Annotated in this window: 24 protein-coding genes; 15 read left to right on the top strand and 9 right to left on the bottom strand. The window is 41.4% G+C overall.

The genetic code is table 11. The features are described from left to right. Nucleotides 1-172 precede the first annotated feature (172 nt). On the bottom strand, nt 173-586 hold the full coding sequence (locus tag ACTWPM_RS12650; protein ID WP_443133401.1) for a VOC family protein: 414 nt from the start codon (nt 584-586) through the stop codon (nt 173-175). 243 nt (nt 587-829) lie between these two features. Continuing rightward, the gene (locus tag ACTWPM_RS12645; protein WP_443133400.1) at nt 830-1,489 is read right to left on the bottom strand and encodes a type 1 glutamine amidotransferase domain-containing protein; all 660 of its coding nucleotides are present in this window, start codon (nt 1,487-1,489) and stop codon (nt 830-832) included. A gap of 193 nt (nt 1,490-1,682) precedes the next feature. On the opposite strand from ACTWPM_RS12645, the gene ACTWPM_RS12640 reads away from it, so the two are divergent. The 3 genes from ACTWPM_RS12640 to ACTWPM_RS12630 all read left to right on the top strand — a co-directional run bounded on the left by ACTWPM_RS12640 (nt 1,683) and on the right by ACTWPM_RS12630 (nt 6,101). Further along, complete coding sequence (locus ACTWPM_RS12640) at nt 1,683-2,021, top strand: ArsR/SmtB family transcription factor (protein ID WP_443133399.1); 339 nt, start codon at nt 1,683-1,685, stop codon at nt 2,019-2,021. Between the two features lie 14 nt (nt 2,022-2,035). After that, nucleotides 2,036-4,171 (top strand): heavy metal translocating P-type ATPase, encoded by a 2,136-nt coding sequence (locus ACTWPM_RS12635; RefSeq protein WP_443133398.1) that lies wholly within the window; start codon nt 2,036-2,038, stop codon nt 4,169-4,171. Between the two features lie 436 nt (nt 4,172-4,607). Then, nucleotides 4,608-6,101, top strand: a complete 1,494-nt coding sequence (locus tag ACTWPM_RS12630; RefSeq protein ID WP_443133397.1) for a UDP-N-acetylmuramoyl-L-alanyl-D-glutamate--2,6-diaminopimelate ligase — start codon at nt 4,608-4,610, stop codon at nt 6,099-6,101. Nucleotides 6,102-6,141: 40 nt separating this feature from the next. Here the strand turns inward: ACTWPM_RS12630 and ACTWPM_RS12625 are convergent, their stop codons facing one another. After that, a complete protein-coding gene (locus ACTWPM_RS12625; RefSeq protein ID WP_443133396.1) occupies nt 6,142-6,681 on the bottom strand; it encodes an HD domain-containing protein in 540 nt (179 codons plus the stop codon). A gap of 145 nt (nt 6,682-6,826) precedes the next feature. Here ACTWPM_RS12625 and ribF point away from each other — a divergent pair, with 145 nt between their 5' ends. The 10 genes from ribF (at nt 6,827) to ACTWPM_RS12575 (ending at nt 15,075) form a co-directional block, all read left to right on the top strand. After that, on the top strand, nt 6,827-7,765 hold the full coding sequence (gene ribF, locus ACTWPM_RS12620; RefSeq protein WP_443133395.1) for a riboflavin biosynthesis protein RibF: 939 nt from the start codon (nt 6,827-6,829) through the stop codon (nt 7,763-7,765). A 25-nt stretch (nt 7,766-7,790) separates the two neighbouring features. Then, a complete protein-coding gene (locus ACTWPM_RS12615; protein ID WP_443133394.1) occupies nt 7,791-8,039 on the top strand; it encodes a DUF1450 domain-containing protein in 249 nt (82 codons plus the stop codon). A gap of 14 nt (nt 8,040-8,053) precedes the next feature. Further along, a complete protein-coding gene (locus ACTWPM_RS12610) occupies nt 8,054-8,542 on the top strand; it encodes a DUF1189 family protein (RefSeq protein WP_443133393.1) in 489 nt (162 codons plus the stop codon). Between the two features lie 463 nt (nt 8,543-9,005). Continuing rightward, the gene (locus ACTWPM_RS12605) at nt 9,006-9,845 is read left to right on the top strand and encodes an SAM hydrolase/SAM-dependent halogenase family protein (protein ID WP_443133392.1); all 840 of its coding nucleotides are present in this window, start codon (nt 9,006-9,008) and stop codon (nt 9,843-9,845) included. Between the two features lie 65 nt (nt 9,846-9,910). Next, nucleotides 9,911-10,408, top strand: coding sequence for a DUF4362 domain-containing protein (locus ACTWPM_RS12600; RefSeq protein ID WP_443133391.1), 498 nt, complete (start codon nt 9,911-9,913; stop codon nt 10,406-10,408). A 108-nt stretch (nt 10,409-10,516) separates the two neighbouring features. After that, entirely contained in the window at nt 10,517-11,341 is an 825-nt protein-coding gene (locus ACTWPM_RS12595) for an aldo/keto reductase (protein ID WP_443133390.1), read from the top strand. Nucleotides 11,342-11,500: 159 nt separating this feature from the next. After that, nucleotides 11,501-11,707 (top strand): hypothetical protein, encoded by a 207-nt coding sequence (locus ACTWPM_RS12590; RefSeq protein WP_443133389.1) that lies wholly within the window; start codon nt 11,501-11,503, stop codon nt 11,705-11,707. 229 nt (nt 11,708-11,936) lie between these two features. Further along, complete coding sequence (locus ACTWPM_RS12585; RefSeq protein WP_443133388.1) at nt 11,937-13,310, top strand: hypothetical protein; 1,374 nt, start codon at nt 11,937-11,939, stop codon at nt 13,308-13,310. Nucleotides 13,311-13,595: 285 nt separating this feature from the next. Then, nucleotides 13,596-14,552, top strand: a complete 957-nt coding sequence (gene uvsE / locus ACTWPM_RS12580) for a UV DNA damage repair endonuclease UvsE (protein ID WP_443133387.1) — start codon at nt 13,596-13,598, stop codon at nt 14,550-14,552. A 55-nt stretch (nt 14,553-14,607) separates the two neighbouring features. Continuing rightward, entirely contained in the window at nt 14,608-15,075 is a 468-nt protein-coding gene (locus ACTWPM_RS12575; protein ID WP_443133386.1) for a nucleoside deaminase, read from the top strand. Nucleotides 15,076-15,088: 13 nt separating this feature from the next. Here the strand turns inward: ACTWPM_RS12575 and ACTWPM_RS12570 are convergent, their stop codons facing one another. Further along, nucleotides 15,089-15,670 (bottom strand): CDP-alcohol phosphatidyltransferase family protein, encoded by a 582-nt coding sequence (locus tag ACTWPM_RS12570; RefSeq protein ID WP_443133385.1) that lies wholly within the window; start codon nt 15,668-15,670, stop codon nt 15,089-15,091. Nucleotides 15,671-15,851: 181 nt separating this feature from the next. On the opposite strand from ACTWPM_RS12570, the gene ACTWPM_RS12565 reads away from it, so the two are divergent. Continuing rightward, nucleotides 15,852-16,433 carry a cell wall hydrolase gene (locus ACTWPM_RS12565; RefSeq protein ID WP_443133384.1) on the top strand — a complete coding sequence of 194 codons (582 nt, stop codon included), beginning with the start codon at nt 15,852-15,854 and terminating at the stop codon, nt 16,431-16,433. A 60-nt stretch (nt 16,434-16,493) separates the two neighbouring features. On the opposite strand, the gene ACTWPM_RS12560 is transcribed toward ACTWPM_RS12565, so the two are convergent. Then, the gene (locus ACTWPM_RS12560; protein ID WP_443133383.1) at nt 16,494-17,906 is read right to left on the bottom strand and encodes an alanine/glycine:cation symporter family protein; all 1,413 of its coding nucleotides are present in this window, start codon (nt 17,904-17,906) and stop codon (nt 16,494-16,496) included. Nucleotides 17,907-18,058: 152 nt separating this feature from the next. On the opposite strand from ACTWPM_RS12560, the gene ACTWPM_RS12555 reads away from it, so the two are divergent. Then, on the top strand, nt 18,059-18,655 hold the full coding sequence (locus ACTWPM_RS12555) for a flavin reductase family protein (protein WP_443133382.1): 597 nt from the start codon (nt 18,059-18,061) through the stop codon (nt 18,653-18,655). Nucleotides 18,656-18,682: 27 nt separating this feature from the next. On the opposite strand, the gene ACTWPM_RS12550 is transcribed toward ACTWPM_RS12555, so the two are convergent. From ACTWPM_RS12550 to ACTWPM_RS12535, 4 genes are all read right to left on the bottom strand, one after another. Continuing rightward, nucleotides 18,683-19,483 (bottom strand): DUF2935 domain-containing protein, encoded by an 801-nt coding sequence (locus tag ACTWPM_RS12550; RefSeq protein WP_443133381.1) that lies wholly within the window; start codon nt 19,481-19,483, stop codon nt 18,683-18,685. Nucleotides 19,484-19,605: 122 nt separating this feature from the next. Then, nucleotides 19,606-20,106, bottom strand: a complete 501-nt coding sequence (locus ACTWPM_RS12545; RefSeq protein WP_443133427.1) for a PCYCGC motif-containing (lipo)protein — start codon at nt 20,104-20,106, stop codon at nt 19,606-19,608. Nucleotides 20,107-20,207: 101 nt separating this feature from the next. Then, nucleotides 20,208-21,842, bottom strand: a complete 1,635-nt coding sequence (locus ACTWPM_RS12540; RefSeq protein WP_443133380.1) for a thiamine pyrophosphate-binding protein — start codon at nt 21,840-21,842, stop codon at nt 20,208-20,210. Then, on the bottom strand, nt 21,839-24,661 hold the full coding sequence (locus ACTWPM_RS12535; RefSeq protein WP_443133379.1) for an EAL domain-containing protein: 2,823 nt from the start codon (nt 24,659-24,661) through the stop codon (nt 21,839-21,841). Before ACTWPM_RS12535 ends, ACTWPM_RS12540 begins: the two co-directional genes overlap by 4 nt. Between the last annotated feature and the right edge of the window lie 12 nt (nt 24,662-24,673).

The following is a 24,673-nucleotide window of genomic DNA, read 5'->3' as shown; positions in this document are numbered from 1 at the left end:
ATTTACCGATATTATTAATAATAATCGGATTGCCCGATCTGCTTGGTGCGTGCCAATCTCATACCACCAAAATCAAGTAAATAAAAAAAGGCCTGTGGTTAATACAGGCCTTTATAAATGAATTTTCATTAAGCTTTGTCAAAGCTGCTCAACCTAAGAAATTCTTACTTTTTTATTCTGGATAATCGCAGTATTCGATAATAGTTCCTTCTGTATCGGCGGGGTTCAAATAAATTAAACGTCTTCCATGCTTGTTCGTTCGAAGCGACCATTCTAGTGTGCGGATGCCCTTGTCTTCCAGTTCTTGCAAAGCTTGATCCAGATCCCCCACGTGATAAGCAATGTGATGAACGCCTTTTCCTTTTTGCTTAATAAACCGGGCAATGGGAGAAGTCGTATTATTCGTAGGCATGAGAAGTTCTGTCCTGTCGCCCTCAATATCTATGATGGCGATTTCACTTTCCACTCCTTCCGCTTCACTTCGGTAGCGGTCGATTAATGCCCCGCCCAGTTCATTTGTATAAAAATCGATGCTCTTTTCTATATCTCGAACGGCAACACCGATATGATCTAATTTCTTCTTCATCAGAAACCTCCTTTTGTGTATGAATTATACTACCATAAGACACTTTTTCCATTACAAGATGAATCTTTCTGCGGTATAGGGGAGTCTAAACTCTATTAATGAGCTATTAAGAAATACAAGCGGACTTTATAACGGTGGATATGGCCACCATTCCACAAGTAATAACTGAGCAACTCTTGTAGCGCCTTTTTCAATACATAAAGAAGGCTGATATCCAAGCAGGATACCAGCCTTCATCTACTATTAACCTAATTGTTTAACGAGTTCTTTAGCGACAGCTTCCGTGGATTGAGGGTTTTGACCAGTGATCAAGTAACCGTCCACTTCATAATGTGTGCTCCAGTTAGGTCCTGAAGAAACTGTAGCTCCTAGTTCATTCAACTTACTCTCAAGTAAGAAAGGCATGTACTGATCAAGAGTGGTTTCAGCTTCTTCAGCGTCTGTGAAGGCACTGACTCGTTTACCTTTAACCAGTGGCTCTCCATTAGATAGAGTAGCTCCTGTAAGTCCTGCAGGGCCGTGACAAACAGCTGCTACATATTTATCAGCTTCATAGAAGTTGCAAAGCAGTTTTTGAAGAGTTTCATTATCAGGAAAATCGAACATAGTTCCATGTCCGCCTGGCAAGAAAACAGCGTCAAATTGTTCAGCTGAGAAATCAGTGATTGGTGCTGTGCTTTCCAGGTGAGGTTTTGTATCTAAAATTTCCTGAGGCTCATCTTCGCTCACACTGTTTGGATCTACAGGGACGACTCCACCGTTAGGGCTTGCTACAGTTACTTCATAGCCGTGCTGTTTAAATTCATTGTAAGCCTCGCCGAACTCGGAAAGCCATACGCCTGTAGGTGTCTCATCAGTAATTTTATCGTGGTTGGTAAGCACCATTAATACTTTCTTAGCCATACAAAAATCCTCCTTTAATAAAAAAAAATGTTTATAGAGATTTTATTTTAACGCAGCATCATGCGCTAGGAAGGTATTTCCCAATAAAAACGTGGAATAAACATAGGCGGAACATGGTTGACAATAAAGGCAATCCTGCATACGATAAGTGTATATATGAATATATGTGCATATAAGGATGGTGTAAAATCATATGGATAATGAACAGAAGAAAAAAGATCAGAAGGATAAACAAGAAGTAGAGGGGCTGGATGAGGAGACACTGTTCGTCGTCTCCCAAACGTTTAAAGCTTTGTCTGACCCGACTCGTATCCGGATCTTACATCTTCTATGTGAGCAAGAGATGTCCGTTAACCAAATTGCAGATACGTTAGAGTTAAGACAGTCAACAGTTTCACATCAGCTGAGGTTTTTGAAGAATTTGCGTTTAGTTAAATACAGAAGAGCAGGTACAACACTATTTTACTCTCATGATGATGAGCATGTCATCAATGTTCTACAGCAAACGATCAACCACGCTCTGCATCACTAAAGGAGAGAGAAACAATGAAAGAATATAAACTCCAGGGGCTGTCTTGTGCAAATTGTGCAGCCGAAATGGAAAGTGAAATTAAAAAGTTAGACCATGGCGGCGATGCACAGCTAAAGTTTAATTCAAGCAAACTTCTCGTCCATGAAAAAGTTAATTTAAGCAAGGTGCGTCAAATATTGAAATCAGACGGAGCCTCACTTGTAGAAACGAACGAGCATGGAGAAAATGGCCATCACGGGCATAACCACTCTCACGGTTCTAATATGAAGATGCTTGTTTTTCTTTCAAGTGTTATCTTTGGACTTACGTTTTTACTACAGAACTATGTTTCAAGCTATGTTTTAATTGTTATGTACGTAGCTGCCATGACTCTCAGCGGTTATCAGACATTTATTAAAGGTGCCAAAAATTTAGTAAAGTTGAAGTTCAATATTGATACACTGATGACGATTGCACTGATAGGAGCCGTAGCTATAGGGGAATGGCGTGAAGCTACAATTGTAGCTATCCTATTCGGGTTAAATGAATACCTGGAAGGCCTGGGCATGGAAAAAGCAAGGAATTCAATGGAGCAGCTGCTAAAAGTAGCTCCCAAACAGGCCACCCTGTTACTTGAGGATGGATCAGAAAGAGTCGTACCGATCGAATCCCTGCAAGAAAAAGATTTAGTTCTTGTGAAAGCCGGTGAAAAAATCCCGTCCGACGGGATTGTGATGGAGGGCTCGAGTTCGGTGAATGAATCGGCTATTACCGGGGAATCACTGCCGGTCGAAAAGACAGCAGGGGAAGATTTGTATGGAGGAAGCATTAATAACGAAGGCCTCCTAAAAGTAAAAGTAACGAGAGCCTATGAAGATTCATCTTTAGCGAAAATTCTGCACTTAGTTGAAGAAGCGCAGGAAATGAAAACACCAACCGAGCTATTTATTAATCGCTTTGCTAAGTACTATACCCCGGCTATCATGCTGATATCCCTATTGGTTATGACCGTTCCCCCTGTCGTATTCAGTATGGACTGGGGAGCAGCTCTATATCAGGGACTCGCGGTTTTAATTGTCGGTTGTCCGTGCGCGCTCATTTTATCTTCACCGATTGCCATTGTGTCAGGAATTACGAAAAACGCACGCAATGGGATACTGGTAAAGGGCGGAGTGTTTTTAGAGCAGCTGGGTAAAGTGGAAAGCATTGCTTTTGATAAAACGGGCACATTGACGAAAGGTGAACCTACCGTTCAGACAGCGAGAATATATGATCCTGAACGATTCTACTCCATCGCTGGATCGATTGAAAAGAGTTCGTCTCACCCGATCGCCAAGGCCGTTATGGCAGAAGTAAATACTAAAAACTCAGAATTAAGAGAACCTTCTGCAGTAGAAGCTATCCCGGGAAAAGGAATTTATGCTGAAATTGATCATAATCCTTACTACATTGGCAGTGAACAGACAATTTCTCACTTAAACTTATCCAAAGAACAGCAAAAGGATATTGAGGAATTAAAAGAAGAAGGATATACGCTGGTCATTGTTTCAAGTTCAGAGGAGATTCTTGGTTTATTCGGAATCGCTGACGAGATAAGAGAAGAAAGTAAGTCCTTAATTAAAGACCTTCATTTGGCAGGGATTAAGCATACGATAATGCTTACAGGAGACCATGACAAAACAGCTCGAAAAGTAGCTGAAGAAATCGGGCTGACCGATGTTTATGCTGGACTGCTTCCAGAGCAGAAAGTAGAACAGGTAAAGAGACTGAGTGAAGGTTCTAAGCTCGCTATGGTAGGTGACGGTATTAATGACGCACCAGCTTTAGCTACAGCTGATCTTGGCATTGCTATGGGGAAAGGAACCGATAGTGCAATTGAAACAGCGGATATAGTTCTTATGCAGGACCACCTGGGTAAACTGCCAAGCTCTATAAAAATTGCCAAGCAAGTGAATCGAGTTGTTAAGCTTAACATTTCACTGGCTTTAGGACTGAAGCTTGTCGCGTTACTTCTGACCATTCCGGGCTGGCTTACACTATGGGTAGCTATTCTGTCAGATATGGGTGCTACAATTCTTGTTACCCTCATCAGCTTAACAGTCTTGATGAATAAGACAAAAAAGACATCATTTGTTAAAGAAGAGGAAAAGGAAGTGCAGCCGCAGTCATAAAGAGGATTCCCTTTAAAGTATTTAATGGCTAGGTGGATAGCTGTGCAGTGCATTCCTTTTTCCAACTGAGTTTAAGCAAGTGAATGTTATAAGCTTTAGGGCAACTGCGTTCATTTCCCCTTACTGAAAATCCCCACAACAAAAAAGCGAATAAGGAAAATAAACCCACCTCAGGTCATCCATATTATGGATGACCTGAGGTGGGTTTATTTGGGAATAACCTGGGCGCTGGGACTGTTTTTCATTTATTAGACCTCAAAAGCGTTTGCCTGCGTTAAAATGAGGGAAAAGCCTTAATTAATCTAGTGTGGGGGCGGGGGTATATTGAAGCCCGGAAGATGATGGTTTTATTTCCGTTAATCAGACAGAGAGAACATACATAATTTTATGCGAAACGGACGACGCTAACTATTATATTATGAGTGAGGAAACAACTATGATGATACATTTTGATCAATTCAAACATTTGAATATAAAGCGTAGGTACGGTCCTGATTATCAGGAGGTGGTTCATCTTGCCTTCCACTCCAAACGGGTGGAGAGGAATTTTGCTTTCTTCAGTATTAAAGGAGAGAGTTTTAATGGAGATCAATATGTAGCAGAAGCGGTACAGAACGGCGCATCACTTATTATCGGCGTGAATGAAGTGTTGTTTATGGAGCTTAGTCAAACTTACCCCCATTGTACGTTTATTGTTGTGGAGGACGTTAGAGAAGCCATGGCTTCTTTTTCAAAGTTTTTCTTCGGCAACTCAGATGAGCGTTTAAAAACAATTGGGGTAACAGGTACAAATGGCAAGACTACTGTAACTGCTTATGTGCGTTCATTATTAACACTTCTAGGCATGAAAACGGGGTCAATCGGCACAACGGGGATCTGGTCGTCTCAAAGAAGGTTTGTTTATAAGAAGAGTACTCCCACTACTCCTGAGTCATTAGACTTGCATCATATTTTTCGTGATTTAGTTGAGGAAGGCGATCATGCTGCGGTCATGGAGGTTTCATCGATAGCTCTTGATCAACAGCGTGTAGAAGGAATAACGTTTGATGTAGCCATTCACACAAATTTTTCTGAAGAACACCTCGAGTATCATAAAACCATTGCTCACTATAAAGAATGCAAGATGAGGCTTTTCCATCAATCCATTCATAAAGTGGTTAATGCAGATGACGAGGGAATGGGAGAAGACCTTCTAAAACTTTACGATGAAAATATGATCACATACAGTATCCAATCAAACAGCGAGGCGGATATTAGAGCGGAAAATATTGAAGTCACAGAAGAGGGCTCGATTTTCGATTTAACCTTTAATGGATCTACACAAAAGGTGTATGTGCCAGTGTATGGCACCTATAATGTAGCAAATGTTCTATCTGCTATAGGAACATCCCTTCTGCTTGGATTTACCATGGAAGAAGTTTTAAACGTTCTTCCTAAACTTGAAGGACCAGAAGGGAGATTCCAGGTGATTCAAACTCCAAACAATCAAAAAGTCATTTTAGATTATGCTCATACTCCGGTCGCTCTGGAAAGGTTGCTGGAAGAAGTAAAGAAACTTGATTACCGCCAGTTAATTGTTATGATAGCCGGCATAGGAATCCGGGACTTTAAAAAAATGCCCAAAATGGCTGCCGCGATTGAAGGAAAAGCTGATCAAGTGGTCGTAACCGTCGATCACCCAGGTTATCACCACCCTCAAGTCATTATTGATCAAGTAATGACGGGGTTTAAAGAACCTAAAGCATCTTATATTCATACGGCCGAGACCCGTGCTGAAGGAGTAAAGAGGTCTCTGGAACTTGGTCAGGAAAATGACATTATCCTCCTTACCAGTGGCTGTATAAACAATGCCCAGATTGTAAGAGGAGAAGAAATTCCTCATTCAGATGAAGAAATTATCGACAGTTATTATCGCCCTGTAATGTTATAAGTCAAGGGAAGGACGGGGAGACCCGGGCCTTCCCCTGGAGTTAATCAAACGTTTGTTTAACTAGTTTACGGTACGTGTTAAAGAAAGCTGGAACATCCTTCTCCTTTAATCCAACCCCCATCACTTCTGCTACAGATTGATAAAACCATTTCTGATGTGTATAACCAGCGTTAAAATTACTCCACACTTTATCCCCATTTATCTCTAAATCCTGATTCAACGATTGAAGATTATCTAGTTTGTCAGCCACTATTAGTGCTTTAAGCTCCAATGAACCTTCTCTAACAGATTGGATCGTGTGGCTTTTTCGCTCTTGCCAGGATTTGCTTTTGTTCTCAGTGTGAGCGTCTACTAATGCTTTAACCTCTCCTCCAAATTCTTTTTCAATGTCTTTAAGCGTATAGGACGTGTCTTCTACCACGTCATGAAGATAACCTGCGCACACTACTTCTGTGCTAAAACCTGCCTTTAACAGTGATTCTGCGACTCTTTCAGGGTGGACGATGTAGTCCGTATTTGAATTTTTTCGCTTTTGACCTTTATGGGCTTCTGCAGCAAAATTTCTCGCTTCCTTGATCATCAGCTAGCCTCCTTTGCAAAAGCTCTTGCCTATTATTAAACACAACGTGCAGAACAGTTGCAAATGAGAGCAAGTGTTGCTTAAATAGGACATGGTATTATATAATTAATAGGTTTAATCATTATACTAAAGGGGAGCAATGGAGATGGAGATATTTGAAGTAACGGCACAGCCGCCGCAAAACTCAGAGCCTATCGTATTAATTATTGGTAAAATGGACGGAATACACCTGGGACATCAACACCTGTTGAATGAAGCGAAAAAACTGGCTTCCTCTGAGGATCAAATTGCCGTTTATGGATTTTCCGATCATCCCAAATGGGTGTTAAAAGGAGACCCTGAATATGCTTCATCTCTATCTTCTTATCAAGATAAAATAAGATTGCTTCAAGGGTACGGAGTGGATCGTTACTACCATGTTCATTTTACAAAAGAGTATGCGAAAACATCTCCGGAAGAATTCGTCTTTGAGCATTTAAGCAAATTAAATATTTCACACATTCTTGTCGGGGAAGGATTTCGATTCGGTAAGGGAAGAGGCTCTGATGCAGAGGGGCTTGCTGACCTCTGTCAGGAAAGAAACGTACCTGTGAAAATTGTGCCGCATTTAAAAATGAATGGGGAAAAGATCAGCAGTACAAAAATACGATCCCTTGTGCACAAAGGAAAAATGGAAGCTGTTCAAGCCATGCTTGGACGTCCCTTAGAAATTACAGGGGTTGTAGAAAAAGGAGAGCAGCTTGGACGCGAACTAGGGTTTCCTACTTTGAATTTGGGAGATATTAAGGAATATGTAGAGGTAAAGCCAGCTGTCTACCTTGGAGTGGTCAAACTTTACCGGGAGGCTCCCGAATATTATTATACGCTAATTAGTGCTGGCTACCGGCCAACGGTAAACGGTGATTCTTATAAAGTCGAAGCGTATGTTCTGGATTTTTCAGGGGATTTATACGATCAAACAGTATCCGTGAAGTTCCTTCGTCATCTTCGGGATGAGGTGGATTTCAAGGGAATGGATGCACTTGTAGAAGAAATGAAACAGGACGAACGCCATGCACGAGAGATTCTAGGGCTATCATTTTAGTCATCACAGAAAGGAGTATTCAACCATGGGGGTAGTTGTAGTCGAAGTTTGTGATGGAAACTTAATAACTGAGCTGGATATTGAAGGCATTATTGAGTCCGAATACCCTGAAGTGGCGGTACTCATGAACGAATGCCTATCCTTCTGCGGCATGTGTGCGGTCAGACCTTATGCTATTGTTAATGGGACTCGTGTCTTTGCTAAAACGAAAGAAGAAGCTCTGGATAAAATCCGTACAAAGATTGAAGAAGAACTTGCTGTTTATGCAGATTAAGGCAGGAGAATAAAATGGGGTTTTTTGACTCGTTATGGAATAGTGTACGTTTACCTAAGAAGGAAGCCATGTTCCGCCTAAATAGAAAAGGAATTACAAATACCATCGTGTACTTGTTCATATTAATGACGGTACTGTTTCTGCCGGATATGATTGGTACGATTATACGTCTTGACTCAAACTTGACGGAAGTGTCCCGCGGACTCTATCTGGTACAGGTATTTGTCTTCTATCCGATGCTGATTATCTTTCTGATTCTCGTGGGTGTATCTGCTCTTGCAGGTGCGGCTCTTCTTATCACGAGACAGTTGGAACGTAAATTGACGTACCAGCAGTTGTGGAAGATGACGGCATATGCTGCTACCGTGCCGTTAATTTTAAGTATTCTTTTAAAAAACACACCCGTTCCCAACAGTCTCAGCGCTCTTATATTTTTTTCCCTGTTTTTTTATATCATGTTTCGGATGATTATTATATATCCTAAGAAGAAAACCAAACGTTAACTGTAACGTTTGGTTATTTTTATTATTTGGCTCTATTAAGCAATTTGGCTCGTTATTTCATCATAGCCTTATTCCACAATAGGGCCGTTTACTTTAAGACTCAGTTTCGAGATATTGGGTTAGAGTGAAGGTCCTTCGGGGGACGATTTCGCTTTCCGCGGCCCTGCACGACGCAGGGTCGATCGACCCCACGTCGTGTAGGGCCATAGGAAAGCGAGTTATTTCCCCGCCAGCCCTCTTCCAAATAGAGTAACGGTCCCCATTTATCTCGAAACTGAGTGCTCCAGTAATGGGAGTTTATCTTTAAGAATTAACATGATGACTTAAAAAAGTATTGTTTAAATCGTTTCGAGCGGATTATGTGTAAAATCGTTTTAATAAGTTAAACAAAGATTTGTTGATTTTGCTGAAGGATTTGGATAAACTATCAATAATTTATAACTAAAAAAAGAGGCGGGATTCAATGAATCGAGCATTAGTTCTACAATCCGATTTTGGTAGAAGTGACGGGGCAGTCAGCGCCATGCATGGGGTGGCCTACTCCGTATTTGATGGGCTATCTATCTTTGACTTAACCCATGACATTCCCCCTTTCAATATATGGGAAGCTTCCTACAGATTGTGGCAGACCATTGCTTACTGGAAGGAAGGCACGGTCTTTGTTTCAGTGGTGGATCCCGGTGTAGGTTCGACGAGAAGGAGTCTCGGAGTAAAGACAGGGGCAGGTCACTTTGTGATTACTCCTGATAACGGAACGTTAACTCACATTAAGCGTACAGAAGGTATTGTCCAGGCTAGGGAAATTGATGAATCTATCAATCGGCTGCCAAGGTCAGGGGAATCCTATACGTTTCACGGAAGAGATATTTATGCATATACAGGAGCGCGTCTTGCTTCTGGAGTGATTTCGTTTGAAGAAGTAGGACCGGAAGTAGCGTTAGATTCCCTGGAGGTACTTCCTATACAGGAACCCAGCATAGGGAGAGATTACGTAGTTGGCAGCATCGACATCTTGGATATTCGTTTTGGTAACTTGTGGACCAACATCCCCCATGATTTTTTCAAACACATTGGGGTTGGTTATGGAGATACGTTGGAAGTGGCGATCTCTTACGATGGTCGGGAAGCTTACCATAACTCGATGACTTTTGGTCGTTCGTTTGCTGATACACATAAAGGGGAGCCTTTAGTTTACGTGAATTCACTTGATAATCTAGGTGTAGCTATTAATCAGGGTTCGTTCGCCAATGCTTATAACATTGGAACTGGATCGAATTGGCAGATTACCTTATTTAAAAATTGAGCTTCTCGCGGCCGGTTGTAACGTAATTTCATTTGATTCGTCTAATGAAGTAGAGGTGATCAAGCATGAAAATATGGAGAATTTTATTGCTTGTTTTATTACTTGCCGGCTGCGCTGAGAGCACTGAAAAGGACCACTCCGAGGAAGAGGAAAGCGTAACGATGGAGACGAAAGATCATGAAGCCGATCCGAAAGAAGAAAAAGAGCTGGAGGACTCTCCTGTGGTGAGCCAAGAAGAAACGGAGGAAAAGTCTGTAGAAAATCAAGTTGAGATTATTGAACAGCTGGATACTTTTATTCAAAATGTTCAGCAGGGGATCGTGGATGAGGTACACATCGTAAGGCGTACAACAGAAGGCGATCCTATTTTTATTGATCTATTTTTTAATGGGGAAGAGATTAATTATAAGCATGATAACCGAAGAGATAAACTCGGAAATGGACAGGTAACCACAAAGACGTGTCAAAGCATTGATAAGAAGGAGCAAGAAGGAGATCTCATCTATCAACTAACCTGTGGCCATGAAAGGTCTGTAGAATTATATCAAGTCACATATAAATAATACTAAGAAGCCTCCCTTTCTTATAGGGTAAGCAGAATAGAAGCATTGGGAAAACTTTCTATGCTACACTTCTTCTGTAAACCTTTATAAGAAAGGGAGTTTTTTTGAATGAAATCTATGACACTTCATAGCAATGTGGAAATGCCTCAACTAGGATTCGGAGTATGGCAAGTAGAACAGAAAGACGCTGTGGCTGCTGTATCCAAGGCACTTGAAACTGGATACCGCCATATAGATACGGCTGCTGCCTACAAAAATGAAGAACAGGTGGGCGAAGCTATTAAACAAAGCGGTTTAGGCCGTGACGAACTCTTTATTACGACCAAAGTATGGAACGCCGACCAAGGGTATGACAACACAATTCAAGCGTTGGAAACTAGTCTGGATAAACTGGGTCTTGAGTATGTGGATCTTTATCTTATCCATTGGCCAACGCCTGAATATGACGAATATGTAGAAACTTATAAAGCACTAGAACAGCTGCAGAAGGATGGAAAAGTAAAAGCGATCGGCGTGTGTAACTTTGATATCGACCATCTCGACCGCCTGATGGAAGAGTGTGAAGTAAAACCATCCGTCAACCAGGTTGAATGCCATCCTTACCTTGCTCAGAATGAACTAAAAGATTTCTGCCGCAAAAATGGCATTCATTTAGAAGCGTGGAGCCCATTAATGCAAGGGAAAGAAGTTCTGAAGGACGAGACCATCCAATCCATAGCGGAGCAGCACAATAAGACAGCCGCCCAGGTCATTATCCGCTGGCATCTTCAAAATGATACCATCGTTATACCAAAATCTGTAACACCTTCAAGAATCGAAGAAAATTTCGATGTGTTCGATTTTGAACTAACGGCAGAGGACATGAATGCAATTAATAAATTAGACCGCGGAGAAAGAAAAGGACCTAAACCTTCTGAGATGAACATCCGATAAAAAGAATGAAGGAAAGAATGAAGCTGCTGGTTTTCCGGCAGCTTTTTTTTTACGAGTAGATACGGAACCCGATTAACATTAGTATTAGTGAGGTCTCTACTTTTGTTTCTGTTGTACGGGATATTACAGAAAAGACGCCATCTCGGATGAACTCACCGAATGAAAGATAAGGGCCAGCGTTCTTCCCAAATCCGTACAAGTGGAGCGAGAGTTCTAGATTCCATGGGCAGTGAGCAAATAGCTGCTGCTTCTCAACAACAGCTGGCCATGTCTCAGGAATTGGAAGCAGTCGTTGATCAGCTAAATCAATTAACATATGAACTTCAAGAGTTAGTGGATGGAATGAGTATAGAAAAGGCTTCTTAGCGGGGCGCAAAAAAAGAGTAGTCAATCTTTTTATATTTGTTATATTAGGATGCAAATTAATCTCTCTCAGGTTCAAAGCCATAAGATTGCCTTTTTGAAATTTGGGGTTAGTCCGAAATTCAAGATTCTTGAAAATGTTCATTGTAACCGATAGGATGAGAGCATTGGTAAAAATAAGTAGACGAACTCATTCCATATGTTATTTGTTCGCCTATGGGCAGGAGAGATTATGCATAATTTAAGGATTACAAACCATTTATACATCTTTTACTCATTGGTGTTTTTATTAAATATTGTTCACGTGTTTTGGGCAAATGACATTCTCTTCTTCGTCATTGGGATCATGGGAATGGTTATGTTATTCGTTAATTTCCCCAGGTCCGACAGGGTTTTCCAAATGCTTGGTGTCGTACTGCTAGCAGTCGGCATTTTTTTCTTTGTATCAAGTGACATCTCAGCAGGTGAAATACCTTCTTTCTTTGCTGGGAATATAAGTCTGCTTTTTCTTCTTTCCATGCTGCCCTGGATGAATAGTGTAGTGAAGGCCGGGAGATATAATAAGTTACTGCAGTCTTTGCTTGGCGGGAATGTAAAAGGTATGGGGGCCTTGTACATACGAAGTGAAGTAACGATGGTCTCGCTGGCAGCTTTTTTGAATTTATCATCAGCTACAATCTCGCAAGACTTGCTGAAAGAGCAGTTAAAAGAAGCTAAAACAAAAGTCAGAAATAGCTTCATAGCCATGGCGACGCTTAGAGGGTATTCTCTTGCATTACTGTGGAGTCCACTCGAAATATTATTGGCTACATCCATCTTCATTACAGGCGCGAATTACTTGGAAGTGCTGCCCTGGATGCTGCTCGTAGCCATTCTTGGAATTACATTGGACTCGACTATTGGAAAGCTCATTTTTCGAAAACATGATATAGGAAGTAAATTACTGACATCAAGTCCTCCCCAGTTCCAAAAAAAGAAACTGGTGGAATTTATAGCTGCTCTTGTTCTATTTTTAGTGGTGGTTGTTTTCCTGGCAAATGTCGTGCAGTTTGACTTTCTATTTGCCGTCACCATTGCTATCTTCCCATTTGCTTTTATATGGGCAGTGGTGAAAAAAAGAAAAACCAGTTTCCTGCAGATTGGCTGGCCGACATGGAAAAGACAGACGAACAACTTAAATAATTTCATCGTGTTATTATTGTCGTTATCGTTTTTTACGGAAGCATTGAATGCTTCTCCATTTTTGCAATATTTACAGGATCCTATTGTTGCTTTGGAAGGCAGTCCTATTCTCATTATGTTGTTTATTCAAGCGGCATTTCTTGTTTTAACGCTGCTTGGCGTGCATCCGATTGCTACGATGGGGATCTTTGGGGGTGTAAGTGGTTTGTTAGCAGAAGCGCTGCCTTCGGTAACCTTGACGATTTTGTTAGCAAGCTGTGCGATTGCTACGGTTCCTTCAGCCCCTTATGGTCTCATTGTAACCATTACGTCTGTGGGATTAGGCGTCAATCCTTATCAAATCGTTTTAAAAAACCTTCCGTATACCTTATTGTGTGGGTTTATAGGGATTATTGTGTCTTTGCTCACCCTTTATATTTACTAAAGAAGCAATGTTTGCTTGTAACAGCCCGGTCATTCGTTTATTTCGAGAGAATGCTCTTTTTCTCAAACGTCATGTGCGGAACAGAAACCTGTGATAAATGTTTAAAAGAGCATGATCTCTGAAAATGAACGGTTTACCTTGAGAATCTTCTTTAAGAAGATTCTTTTTTGTTTACTTAATAGTACTTAAAATTATGGTTGAAAACTTGCTGGGTGGATATTAAACACCCGTGAAAAGGGGAATATATCTATACACATTTTAACAGCCGTAAAGGAGTTTATTTAAATGATCATAAGATTTGGCTATGTGGCCCATGCGCTTTCTCTATGGGAAGCTACCCCGGCAAAAACGATGACCTTTTCGAGGTATAAGAAATTAAAGGAAGAAGAGCGGATCTCTGAATTGCAAAGGATTACCCGGCTTAATTTACAACATACGCTGAGAGCTATCCATTACAATATTGCACATGAAATACCCCTATATCGATTTTCTTCTGCACTTGTTCCATTAGCTACTCATGAGGAAGTGGAGTGGGATTACATTGCACCGTTCAAGGATCTGTATGAGGAAATTGGGGCGCTCGTAAAGAAACACCAAATAAGAACGAGCTTTCACCCCAATCAATTCACCCTTTTCACGAGTGATAAAACACATGTAACAGAAAACGCGCTTAAAGATATGGAGTATCATTATGCCTTACTGAAGGCGATGGGGCTCCACGATGAATCTCATATCAATCTTCATATCGGAGGTGCCTATGGAGATAAATCAGCTGCGCTTGACCGCTTTCATGAAAACTTAAAGAAACTTCCAGATCCGATTAAAAAGCAGATGACCTTAGAGAATGACGATAAAACCTACACCACCACAGAAACCTTGGAAGTATGCGAAGAAGAAGGGATTCCCATGATGTTTGACTACCATCATTACGTGGCTAATCACACCGCTGAAGAAGACCTAGCAGAACTATTGCCAAGATTTTACGAAACATGGTCCGGATACGGAATCCCACCTAAAGTTCACTTGTCTTCTCCAAAGAGTGAAGATGCTTACCGAAGTCATGCAGATTACGTAGATGAAGCGTTCGTAACCCCTTTTTTAAAGTTAGTGAAACAAACGGGGCAGCCGATTGATGTCATGATTGAGGCCAAAGAAAAAGATCGCGCTCTTTTAAAGCTGGTAGATGAGCTGGCTGCTCAACGAGGTGTGAAGCGATTAAAAGGGGCAGAGCTGGATTTTTAACATGGAATGGAAGCACAAGTTGAATAATGAAATCTTGTAAGAAGAGGTGTAAGAAATGTCTAACGAAGAATACATGGAGTACACGATTCAATTAGCCGCTGAGAACGTGGCTAGTAATGGAGGTCCCTTCGCTGCGATCGTAGTAAAAGACGGTGGGATTATTGCTGAGGCAGGTAACAGAGTGACAGAGCAGATGGATCCAACAGCGCATGCGGAAATCCAGGCGATTCGAAGAGCGTGCGAAGTTCTGAACGATTTTGAGTTGAAGGGATGTACGCTCTATGTAAGCTGTGAACCTTGTCCTATGTGTGTGGGAGCTATTTATTGGGCACGTCCTGATCGTGTTTACTTTGCGGCAGGAAGAGATGATGCAGCACAGGCGGGTTTTGACGATGACCTTATCTATAAAGAGGTTTCAAAGGATCCGCATGAGCGTTCTCTGCCTTTCCGCCGGATTCCAGTTCAGGATGAAGCGCTTCCGTTTAAGAAGTGGGAGAAGAAAGACGATAAAATCAAGTATTAAGTATCGTCTTCTTTTACTGCAGGATTCGTTTAGCTTCTATGAACCTTTGAATTCCTGTAAACAATTCTATACCAAAGAAGAGAAGAGTAGACCAGAGGAGGAAGTCAGGAAATAGAAGCATGATACTAAAAAAAATAAAGCCCTCAGATCGTTCAGCAGCCCCCGCCTGATAATAAAATGACTTGATTCCTGCCTTTTCAGAGACTGCCCCTACTACTAAAAAGACGGTCATGGAAATAATAATAGAAACGCTTAACAGCAATAACGGCCACATGACCTCGGGGTGTACATAGGCTATCGCTAAAATCATAGCCACTTCTACAATTCGATCGAATGTAACGTCCATAACGGTTCCAAAAGGCGATGATTTAGTATGACGAGCCATGGTTCCGTCCACAGCGTCTAAAAAACCTGATATCCATAATACGATTACACCGATGATCGGGTAACCACTTAAGTACAAAACACTGGTGGAGAGACCAATAATAAGAGCGAGGATCGTTATCTGATTGGGGGTTCTTCCTCTTTTTAACAAAAAAGAAGCGGTCTTTTCTATGGATGGCTGTACGTATTTTCTGGCGTGTGTGTCTAGCATTCCTTACACCTGCTTTTCTCTTTTTCTCTCATTTTACCCTTTTCTATCGCTTCGTAAAAATAATTTAGTTCCTTCTAAATCAAAGTGAACAGCTGGTAACACTGGAAAGAATTAATAGTGAAAAGTTTTAACCTCCCATGTTACTGTGTGAAATAGAATATTTCAGGGAGGTTGATTGCATATGTTTACTCGTTTAATGATCTCATTACTGACACTTGCCAGTGTTTTCACATTTACCTTCTCTGCGCAGGCGGAAGGTGCTGAAGAAACTTATACCGTCCAAAAGGGCGATTCCTTATATAGTATTGCATCAAACTACGGAATTTCTTCCCATCAGCTGAAGGCAGTCAATGATAAACGGTCTGCCATGATTTATCCGGGTGAACAGCTGCAAATGCCTGTACTGCCGGAAGAGTGGGAGAAAGATCTACTTGCACGCTTAGTTGAGGCGGAAGCTAAAGGGGAAAGTTATGCAGGTAAAGTTGGCGTGGCGACCGTAGTATTAAACCGTGTAGAAAGTGAAAAATTTCCAGATTCCATCTATGGAGTGATTTACGATGGAATTCAATTTTCACCGGTATTGAATGGCACAATTCATCAACCAGCCAGTCAGGAATCCAAACAGGCTGTAGAGGAAGCTGTAGCTTATCAGGGATATGATAGAGAGTCTCTTTTCTTCTATAACCCTGCGAAAGCATCAAGCAGTTACCTTAGCAGTAAAGAAGTAACCACTGTTATCGGTAATCACGTGTTCTTACGTTAACATGCAAAAAGCAAGCATGGTTCGCCATGCTTGCTTTTTATATTTCTTCAGGTTATTCAGTTAACCAGCTTCTTCTTCATCAAATAGCTGCACTTCTTGTTTTTTCTGACGTTTCTTATATACTCTGTTCACATAATCGTCCGTAAGGGCTGCAATTTCTTTATGCAGGAACAGGAGCGGAATAATGTTGGTAAGTAATACAAAAGCGAGCAGCAAATCAAGGAATTGCCATACAAACTTCAGCCCGCCGATGGCCCCGACAAACACAGCCAGGATATAAACGATTCTCATAACGCGGGCAAATTTAAGATTATATAGATACTCCGCTTGTTTTTCACCATAGAATACCAAAATTCCAATGGTTGTCATGACAAAGAATAATAGAAAAATGGAAATAAATGTACTTCCAAAAGCATCCCCAAACTCAGTTCCAATGGCAATGTTAATCATGTTGGAAGCATCCGTGCCTCCAACCTCTTTCCAGGCGCCTGTGACCAGTACAGTTATACCGGAAACGCTACAAATCACAATCGTGTCAATAAAGACACTGAAGATTCCCCAGAGACCTTGTCTGGAGGGGTGATCTGTTTTAGCTGCAGCGTGTGCGATAGGAGCCGTTCCAAGTCCTGCCTCATTGGAATACAGACCGCGGGCAATACCCCAGCGTAAAGCTTGAGCTACACCTGCTCCAGCGAACCCGCCTGTTGCAGAAACCGGGGTGAAAGCATGAGTGAAAATTAAACTAAATACTTCTGGCAACTGTCCGGCATTGGCAAAGATGACATACAGGCAGACGGCCAAATAAATAAGTACCATACCCGGCACTAACTTATCGGTTACCTTAGCAATACGCTGAATACCTCCAAATACAACAGCAGCTATAGCAATACATACTACAGCACCTGTAATATAAACGGGCCAGCCAAATGCTCCTTCTGCCTGTGTGGCGATGGAGTTGGACTGTACCATTGTACTTGGGATCAATTCAAGCATAAGGAAAAATGCAAAGGCTGAGGAAAGCCATTTCCAGCCAAGGGCTTTTTTTATGTAGTACTGCGGGCCCCCGACCCATACGTTCTTTTCATTTGTTTCCCTGTACTTCATACCCAGCAGGATTTCAGAGTACTTAGTGGCCATTCCAATCAGAGCAATAACCCACATCCAGAATAATGCTCCGGGTCCCCCCAAGGAGATGGCAATCGGGACACCAACGATATTAGTGGCTCCTGCTGTTGAGGCTAAGGCAGAGGTGAATGCTTGAAATGGGGTGATTGTCCCTTTCTTGTCAGTCTTCTTGAAGATTTGTCCGATGGTTTGGTGGAGAACGTGTCCAAAGAAGCGAAATTGAAAGAATTTGATTCTTATGGTGAGGAAAATACCTCCTGCAATTAATATAATAGCAAGTGGATACGTCCATAGAAAAGAGGAAAGAGAAGCAATCCCTTCTTCTATACTGCTCCATAATTGTCCCAATTAAAGGGCCTCCTTTTAAAAATTGTAAATTTTGTGTGAATTAATCCATATATTCCCTAAAATATTGTAATTAAACACTGTTGAGCAAGAGAGATGAGAAAGGAAAGCGGTTCGCGTATGATGGATATAAATGTTTTCAGGAGGGATAAGGTTTGTTAATCCATAAGGAGCAGTTTAAAGATCACAATATGAGTAAGTTGATTAAAGGGGCGGTGGTACCGAGGCCGATTGCGTGGGTTTCTACAGAAAGCGCAGAAGGTGTACGTAATTTAGCACCTTTCAGCTTTTTCACAGTAGCTTCTATGGATCCTATTACATTATGTTTTTCAGTGGGAAGTGTAGATAGAGAGAAAGATACACTCACTAATATTAAAGAGACTGGACAGTTTGTAGTGAATGTCGTATCTGAGTCGCTGGCTAATCAGATGTACGAAAGCAGCAAAGCTCACCCGAGAGAAACGGATGAATTCATAAAGGCAGGCACAAAAACAGAACGAGCAGCGTTCGTAGAAGCTCCATTAGTTACCGATTCGCCTGTAAGTATGGAGTGTGAACTCGACAGGATTATCGATTTAGGTATCAATCAGCTAATCCTTGGCAAGGTTATTGGTTACCATGTTAAGGATGAGGTATATATGGATACGGATAAAATTGATCCTTATAAGTTAAAACCTGTGGGGCGTATGGCCGGAGATTATAGTTATATCCGTGAATTCTACAGGCTTCCAAATGAGAATTTGCCAGAATAACAAAAGCACCCTCATCGGGTGCTTTTGTTATTCTGTACGTGGCTTTGTAGGGTCACATGAAGGATATTCCCCCTGGGTAGACTCAGCTATTTTATATAAATAATAGCATTCTTCCCGAGCCATATGATCTGCCATTAAAGTAGAAAATGTACCTAGTAGTTCGGCGTTCATCTCCATTTCTTCGAGTTCTCTTAGAAAGGTTTTAAAAATCTTCATTTCAAGGGCTACTTCATCATTAAAACGTCTTAATGCTGGAAAGGACTGACGGTTCGTGCGTAGGTACCCTTTCATTTCTACTGCTTTTAAGTAAAACTGTTCAAAATGCTTTGTAAACATATGACTTTTCTCTTTCAATCGTTTTTCCACACCATCAAGCTCATCATTAATGGCTCCTGCGTGTCCTGAAGCGTCCATTAGCCAAAGGAGATGATGATGCAGTTCATGAAAGAGAGGCGGGATTTCTTTTTTTCCTAAATAGCCAATAACCAGCATATACTCTTCCAGTTCATTTACCATGTGATTAATAAAAGTAGGAGGAAGGTGGATCTTGACTTGACCAAAAAGAGAACGTTCGATCAAATCAAGTTTAAACCGGTGAAACTCCCGGACTTTCTCTCCCACTTGAATGGTAAAAGTCAACCAATCCTGCATGGATCCATTTCTGGCTTGATGAAGGTAATCATCCCAAAGCTGCACATAGGATTTAGCTGATTCGATCGTTTCTTTTTCTGAAGGGTATAACGAATCTCTTATAAATCTGGCGTGGTCTCCCAATATTTGCAGCCAGAACTGATGCTCAAATTCAGCAGTTTCTTGAAAGTTTTTCACTATTCCACCCCTTGTCTTTGCCTTCTTTCCATAATTATTCAAAAGAGGCGGGGCTCATACGAAAGACGATACTAAAAAAAACAGCCCGCAAAAGCGAGCTGAAATGACTTGAATCTTTATCCTTAAACCTCTGGAGTTGGGGTGGGTTCAGCATAATTCTTTTCATAAGTCTGATCAATGGATTCACGTATTTCTTTTATAGACTTTCCTTCTTCATAATCAACGATGGCTTTTGCTGCAATTTCAAGGCAAACGCCACATTTGGTCGCATGATCATCCCAGGTAACGCTCCCCTCTGCTTTATCTTCGTGAATAAAGCAGTCATAGTTATTACGGTGACCCACACTCTCGCCACAACCGCAGTAGCATGGCATTTGTTCTAGCAGCTCTTTATTTTTGGCAGCTGCGGTATATAGCATCTGCATGTTTTCCTGTTTATTGTCCAGGAAGGCAGGGAGCTCGTCCTGATTCTTGGTCGTTTCTCGAATGTCACCATTTACTTGATCGATTGAATCTTCTTCGTGCGTGGCTTGGTGCTCCTCCTCTGAGGAAGGATTAGACGAACTGCCGCAGCCAGCCAATCCACTGATTAGAAGCAAGGATAATAGGATTGATAATATAATTTTCACAAGATCCCCCACTTTATAATTGCTAATGAATTCATCATATATAGTGGGTAGGGAAGTTTCAATAGGTGAGGCTGGATATTGCTAGTTTAGACACATTATTTTCCAAATGATGAAAGGAATTTGACTCGGTCTCCCATTGGCGGGACTGTATCGTCTACCAGGGATACTTCTAGTAAGGCGGGTCCTGTGGTTTGAAGCAAGTTTTGAATCTTTTCTTCAGTAAGTTCTTCTAAATTGTCTATCCGAGCGCAAGGAACACCTAAGGAAGCGGCCATTTGAGAAATATCTACCGGATCTTGGGAAAATCGTTCATGGGCTCGTTTATATTGAAGGGAGTGTCCATGATGGACCATTCCGAGACGGGAATTGTTCATGACTACAAACAGGACAGGAATATCGTATTCTTTTGCCGTAAGGATCTCCATTCCATGCATAAAAAAGCAGCCATCTCCTGTGATACTAATCGTAGAACGTTCCGGCTCAGCAAGCTTGGCGCCAATAGCACTGCCAATTCCACTCCCCATAGCCCCAAAGTGCACATTTATATCAAAGGAGTCTTCATTAAATACGTTCATATGGTTAATGACGTAGGCCATAAATTCTCCTATATCGATTGTATATCTCGACGAAGAGGGTAAAACGGACTGTAACTTAAGCAGGACATTGGAAGTGTTATACTCTTCCGTCAAAGGAACCATAGTTCTTTCTTCAATAGGATATGAATTTTTTTTCATCCCCCGTGCATTTAATTCCGTAATCATGGAAGAAACAGTTAAGTGAACCTCACCGTGAATTGCTGTATCAACGATATATTTTCGGTTGAATACAGAAGCATCGAAATCTACCTGTATGGTCCATTTATCTTTATTAATATGAGGGTTCCAATTGTTAGTGGCGGTTTCTCCAAGACTGGACCCTAAAATAAGAACCGCTTCCTTTGTGTCATCATTAATAAGCTGGGATGCTTTTTGATGACCTGCAAATCCAAACACTCCAACCAGCAGTGGATGATCATCGGGAATTAATCCCTTGGCCTGCGGGGTAGTAACAATCGGCCAGTGAAGAGTTTCAGCTAATTCAAGCACATCATTAACCGCTCCCCGGATTCCTTGACCGACAAGTATGTAACCGCTTTTGAATTCAGTCATTTTATCAACTGTTTCTTGGATTAATTGGTCATCCGGCAGTAATGGTGTACGAGATGGAAAAGCTGGAATCCGTGGTACCGGAATATCATGCAGCTGTACATCGATCGGCATTGCAATATGAACGGGACCTGGTACTCCCGTGAGCGCAATTTCTACGGCTTTATGAATTTCATGGAGAAGGTCTTCAGCCTTGTCCACCCGCTTACTGTATTTAGTGACAGATTGATAAAGCGGATCCGCTTGAAGCTCCTGGGAAGCATTAAGCCCTACTGTGTTTACGGGTACGGCACCCGTTAGAAACAACACAGGTAAGTGTTCCCGCATAGCATTTGCAGCGCCCGTAACTAAATTAGTACTCCCGGGACCGCTGCTTCCGATACACACTCCGAGAGATTGAGAATATTTAGCATAAGAAGCGGCCATATAAGCGGCAGCGCCTTCGTGTTTAGCAATAATAGGTGTGATGGTAGGTGTATCATAAAGTTCGTCAAAAAAAGCATTAACAGAACCAGCTGGAATTCCAAAGATTTTGGATACATTTCCTGAGACTAGGTAATCCAGTACAGCTCGAACGGATTTCATTTTTTTAACCCCTTTGCAGAATGTTTGTTTACAAATTCTTCAATCAATTGATCGGGTGGCAGAGGACGGCTGAAATAAAATCCTTGGATTAAATGGCACCCACGGCTTTTAAGGAAATCGATTTGGTCCTGTGTCTCAACGCCTTCAGCAATTACGTTTAGTTTAAGACTGTTCGCTAAAGTAATTATGGTATCGGTAATCGCTGCATTATTTTTGTTAGTTGTAATGTCATCGATGAAGGATTTATCGATTTTAAGGGTATCTACAGGAAAGTTTTTCAAGTAACCCAGAGAAGAATAACCTGTGCCGAAATCATCAATTGAAATTTTAACCCCCAGGTTCTTCAGTTGTTTAATAGTGGTGGTGGTCTGGCAAGTATTGTGTATGATAAGATTTTCTGTCAATTCCAATTCCAAGTTCTCTGCTGGTAGACGAGTCTCATTAAGGGCACGCTGTACAACGTCCGCAAGAGTGTTCTGGTTGAATTGCTGAGGAGATAAATTGACAGAAACTGTCCATTCTCTGTAACCCTCTGCGTACCATTGCATCATCTGCTTACAAGCTTCTTTTATCACCCATTCTCCGAGTCTCGTGATTAACCCTGTTTCTTCAGCGAGAGAGATAAAGGTATGTGGTGGTACGAGTCCTAAGTCGGGATGATTCCAGCGAATCAGCGCTTCCATGCCAATCATTTCTTTGGTTTCTAGATTAATTTTAGGTTGATAATGTAACGTGAAAGAGTTTTCTTCGTTTAAGGCTTTGTAAAGATCATTCTCCAGTTTTATAATTTCTAAAGAGCGATTATCAATGTCTGAAGAATAGAACTGGAACTGGTTTCCTGATAGCTCTTTGGCTTTATACATAGCGAGGTACGCATGCTTAATGAGCTCTTCGGAACTTGAACCGTCAGATGGGTAAAGACTTATGCCGATACTGGTTTTAATGGCTATTTCCTGGTTGTTTATTGTGAATAGCTGCTCGAAGGCTTGGAGGATCTGGTTCGCGCAAATGACTGCATCTTGCTCTTCCTTCACACTTGGAAGGAGGATGATGAATTCGTCTCCACCTTGTCTTGAAACGGTGGCATCTTTAGGCATAGCATCTTTCAGGCGCTGTGCAGCTTTCTGAAGCACCGTGTCTCCAAATCCATGGCCGAAGGTATCATTAATCTTTTTAAATCGGTCTAAGTCCAGGAACAGAATGGCTAATGAACGGTTGTGGAGCTCTGCGTAAGTCAGAGCCTGGTTCAACCTGTCCTGGAATAACACACGGTTGGGTATATTGGTCACTACATCGTAATAGGCATGATATTTTATCTTCTCTTCCATTTGTTTTCGTGAGGTTACATCTTTAAATGTAATAACATAACCTACAATCTGTTCATCTTGTCTTTGAGGTGTAATAACATATTCGACAGGAAAATAAGAACCATTTTTCTTTTGAAAATAACTATCAGAATGGCCGTTGTTTTCAACAGCATTATCCAACTCCACAAATTCACTGAAATGGTTGGCTTGGTTGACTTGATAGAATATTTTCTTGTAAGAAAGTCCCATGATTCCATCTTCATGGGGATAACCGAGAAGTTCAATTGCAGAAGGGTTGGCAAAGGTGATTTTTCCGTCTAAATCAAGGCCAAAAATCCCTTCTCCAGCTGAATTTAATATAAGCTCTTTCTCATTACTGGTTTTTTTCAAGTCTGTTATGGCTTCTTCAAGTTCTTTATTCTTTTGCGTTAATTCAGAGGTGCGTTTATTAATAATCCATTCTTGTTTTTCCATATAAATGAGATTAAAAAGAACAGGCGCTGTGGCATCCACTATAGATTCAGCCAGCTGGCGGACATAGCGCGGATATGTATAGCCTTTTTCCTGTAAATTTACAATCGCTATGGTCCCAAGCACTTCTCCTACAGCTACCAGGGGGATCATGTATAATCCTTGGATACCAAACCTCCTGCATGCCTCGTGATTTGGTCTGGGATCGGTGGTGACGTCGGGAATCATGATGGAGTGTTTCTTATCTACGACTTCGCGGAAAACAGCATCTTTTTTGAAATTGACTTTAAGCTGCCGATGGGTGTTCTTCCAATCATCTTCTGTCCAGTCACTGCTTTTACTCAGGCTGGCTGGTTTCATCTGAAGCTCAGCTGCAGGGTCAAGAAAATGGGCGCCAATGTTATTGTTTTTTAATACTTTACTTAAGTAGTAAAAACATTTGTCAATCGCTTCTTGAAGAGAAGAACAAAGAGACAGTTCACGGGTCACATCCAGTAATAGCTGTTTCTCTTCAATCAAATCTTCTTTACGGGTTAAATTAGTGGCATTTCGAATAGCCACGGCAGCCATATTTACATAAGCTTTGATGGACTCTATTTCATCATCGGTCAAATCCATGGGAATTCCATAGTCAAATAAAAAAACTAATCCATAGAGCTCATTCTCATAGAAAATGGGGGCTACAAGTAAGGACTTAATTTTGAAAGCATTAACCGCACGAGAATCCGGTCGATTGTCTTTTGAGGTATCAGGTATATAAATGGTTTTCTTCGTTTCAATGACTTCTTTTGCCAGCTGATCGTATTCTGGATCTACAATGTGCATATCAAGAGACATTCCATTTATAAGAGCCGGTTTTCCGACGTAGCCTCTATAGGTGCCATCTTCTTGTGGCAGGTAAATCCCAACGGAATCACAGCGGGTGATTTCTTCGGATATGGCTGTTACGACGTGCTCTAAAACATCATGCAAATCAAGCTTTGTATTAATAAGCTTGGTAATTTGCGCAAGGCGAGAATATCTGGTTTGTTCTTCAGCCATTTTATAACCTCC

It is taken from the genome of Halobacillus sp. K22 (assembly GCF_052246795.1).
In the GTDB taxonomy this organism is placed as follows: Bacteria; Bacillota; Bacilli; order Bacillales; family Halobacillaceae; genus Halobacillus.
The sequence above is the reverse complement of the archived record's forward strand: the minus strand, read 5'-3'. Positions and strand labels throughout refer to the sequence as shown.

Excerpts from the sequence above, each read along its gene's own strand:
- ACTWPM_RS12650 (WP_443133401.1), bottom strand. The coding sequence starts at position 586 with ATGAAGAAGAAATTAGATCATATCGGTGTTGCCGTTCGAGATATAGAA.
- ACTWPM_RS12645 (WP_443133400.1), bottom strand. The coding sequence starts at position 1,489 with ATGGCTAAGAAAGTATTAATGGTGCTTACCAACCACGATAAAATTACT.
- ACTWPM_RS12640 (WP_443133399.1), top strand. The coding sequence starts at position 1,683 with ATGGATAATGAACAGAAGAAAAAAGATCAGAAGGATAAACAAGAAGTA.
- ACTWPM_RS12635 (WP_443133398.1), top strand. The coding sequence starts at position 2,036 with ATGAAAGAATATAAACTCCAGGGGCTGTCTTGTGCAAATTGTGCAGCC.
- ACTWPM_RS12630 (WP_443133397.1), top strand. The coding sequence starts at position 4,608 with ATGATGATACATTTTGATCAATTCAAACATTTGAATATAAAGCGTAGG.
- ACTWPM_RS12625 (WP_443133396.1), bottom strand. The coding sequence starts at position 6,681 with ATGATCAAGGAAGCGAGAAATTTTGCTGCAGAAGCCCATAAAGGTCAA.
- ribF (WP_443133395.1), top strand. The coding sequence starts at position 6,827 with ATGGAGATATTTGAAGTAACGGCACAGCCGCCGCAAAACTCAGAGCCT.
- ACTWPM_RS12615 (WP_443133394.1), top strand. The coding sequence starts at position 7,791 with ATGGGGGTAGTTGTAGTCGAAGTTTGTGATGGAAACTTAATAACTGAG.
- ACTWPM_RS12610 (WP_443133393.1), top strand. The coding sequence starts at position 8,054 with ATGGGGTTTTTTGACTCGTTATGGAATAGTGTACGTTTACCTAAGAAG.
- ACTWPM_RS12605 (WP_443133392.1), top strand. The coding sequence starts at position 9,006 with ATGAATCGAGCATTAGTTCTACAATCCGATTTTGGTAGAAGTGACGGG.
- ACTWPM_RS12600 (WP_443133391.1), top strand. The coding sequence starts at position 9,911 with ATGAAAATATGGAGAATTTTATTGCTTGTTTTATTACTTGCCGGCTGC.
- ACTWPM_RS12595 (WP_443133390.1), top strand. The coding sequence starts at position 10,517 with ATGAAATCTATGACACTTCATAGCAATGTGGAAATGCCTCAACTAGGA.
- ACTWPM_RS12590 (WP_443133389.1), top strand. The coding sequence starts at position 11,501 with ATGAAAGATAAGGGCCAGCGTTCTTCCCAAATCCGTACAAGTGGAGCG.
- ACTWPM_RS12585 (WP_443133388.1), top strand. The coding sequence starts at position 11,937 with ATGCATAATTTAAGGATTACAAACCATTTATACATCTTTTACTCATTG.
- uvsE (WP_443133387.1), top strand. The coding sequence starts at position 13,596 with ATGATCATAAGATTTGGCTATGTGGCCCATGCGCTTTCTCTATGGGAA.
- ACTWPM_RS12575 (WP_443133386.1), top strand. The coding sequence starts at position 14,608 with ATGTCTAACGAAGAATACATGGAGTACACGATTCAATTAGCCGCTGAG.
- ACTWPM_RS12570 (WP_443133385.1), bottom strand. The coding sequence starts at position 15,670 with ATGCTAGACACACACGCCAGAAAATACGTACAGCCATCCATAGAAAAG.
- ACTWPM_RS12565 (WP_443133384.1), top strand. The coding sequence starts at position 15,852 with ATGTTTACTCGTTTAATGATCTCATTACTGACACTTGCCAGTGTTTTC.
- ACTWPM_RS12540 (WP_443133380.1), bottom strand. The coding sequence starts at position 21,842 with ATGAAATCCGTTCGAGCTGTACTGGATTACCTAGTCTCAGGAAATGTA.
- ACTWPM_RS12535 (WP_443133379.1), bottom strand. The coding sequence starts at position 24,661 with ATGGCTGAAGAACAAACCAGATATTCTCGCCTTGCGCAAATTACCAAG.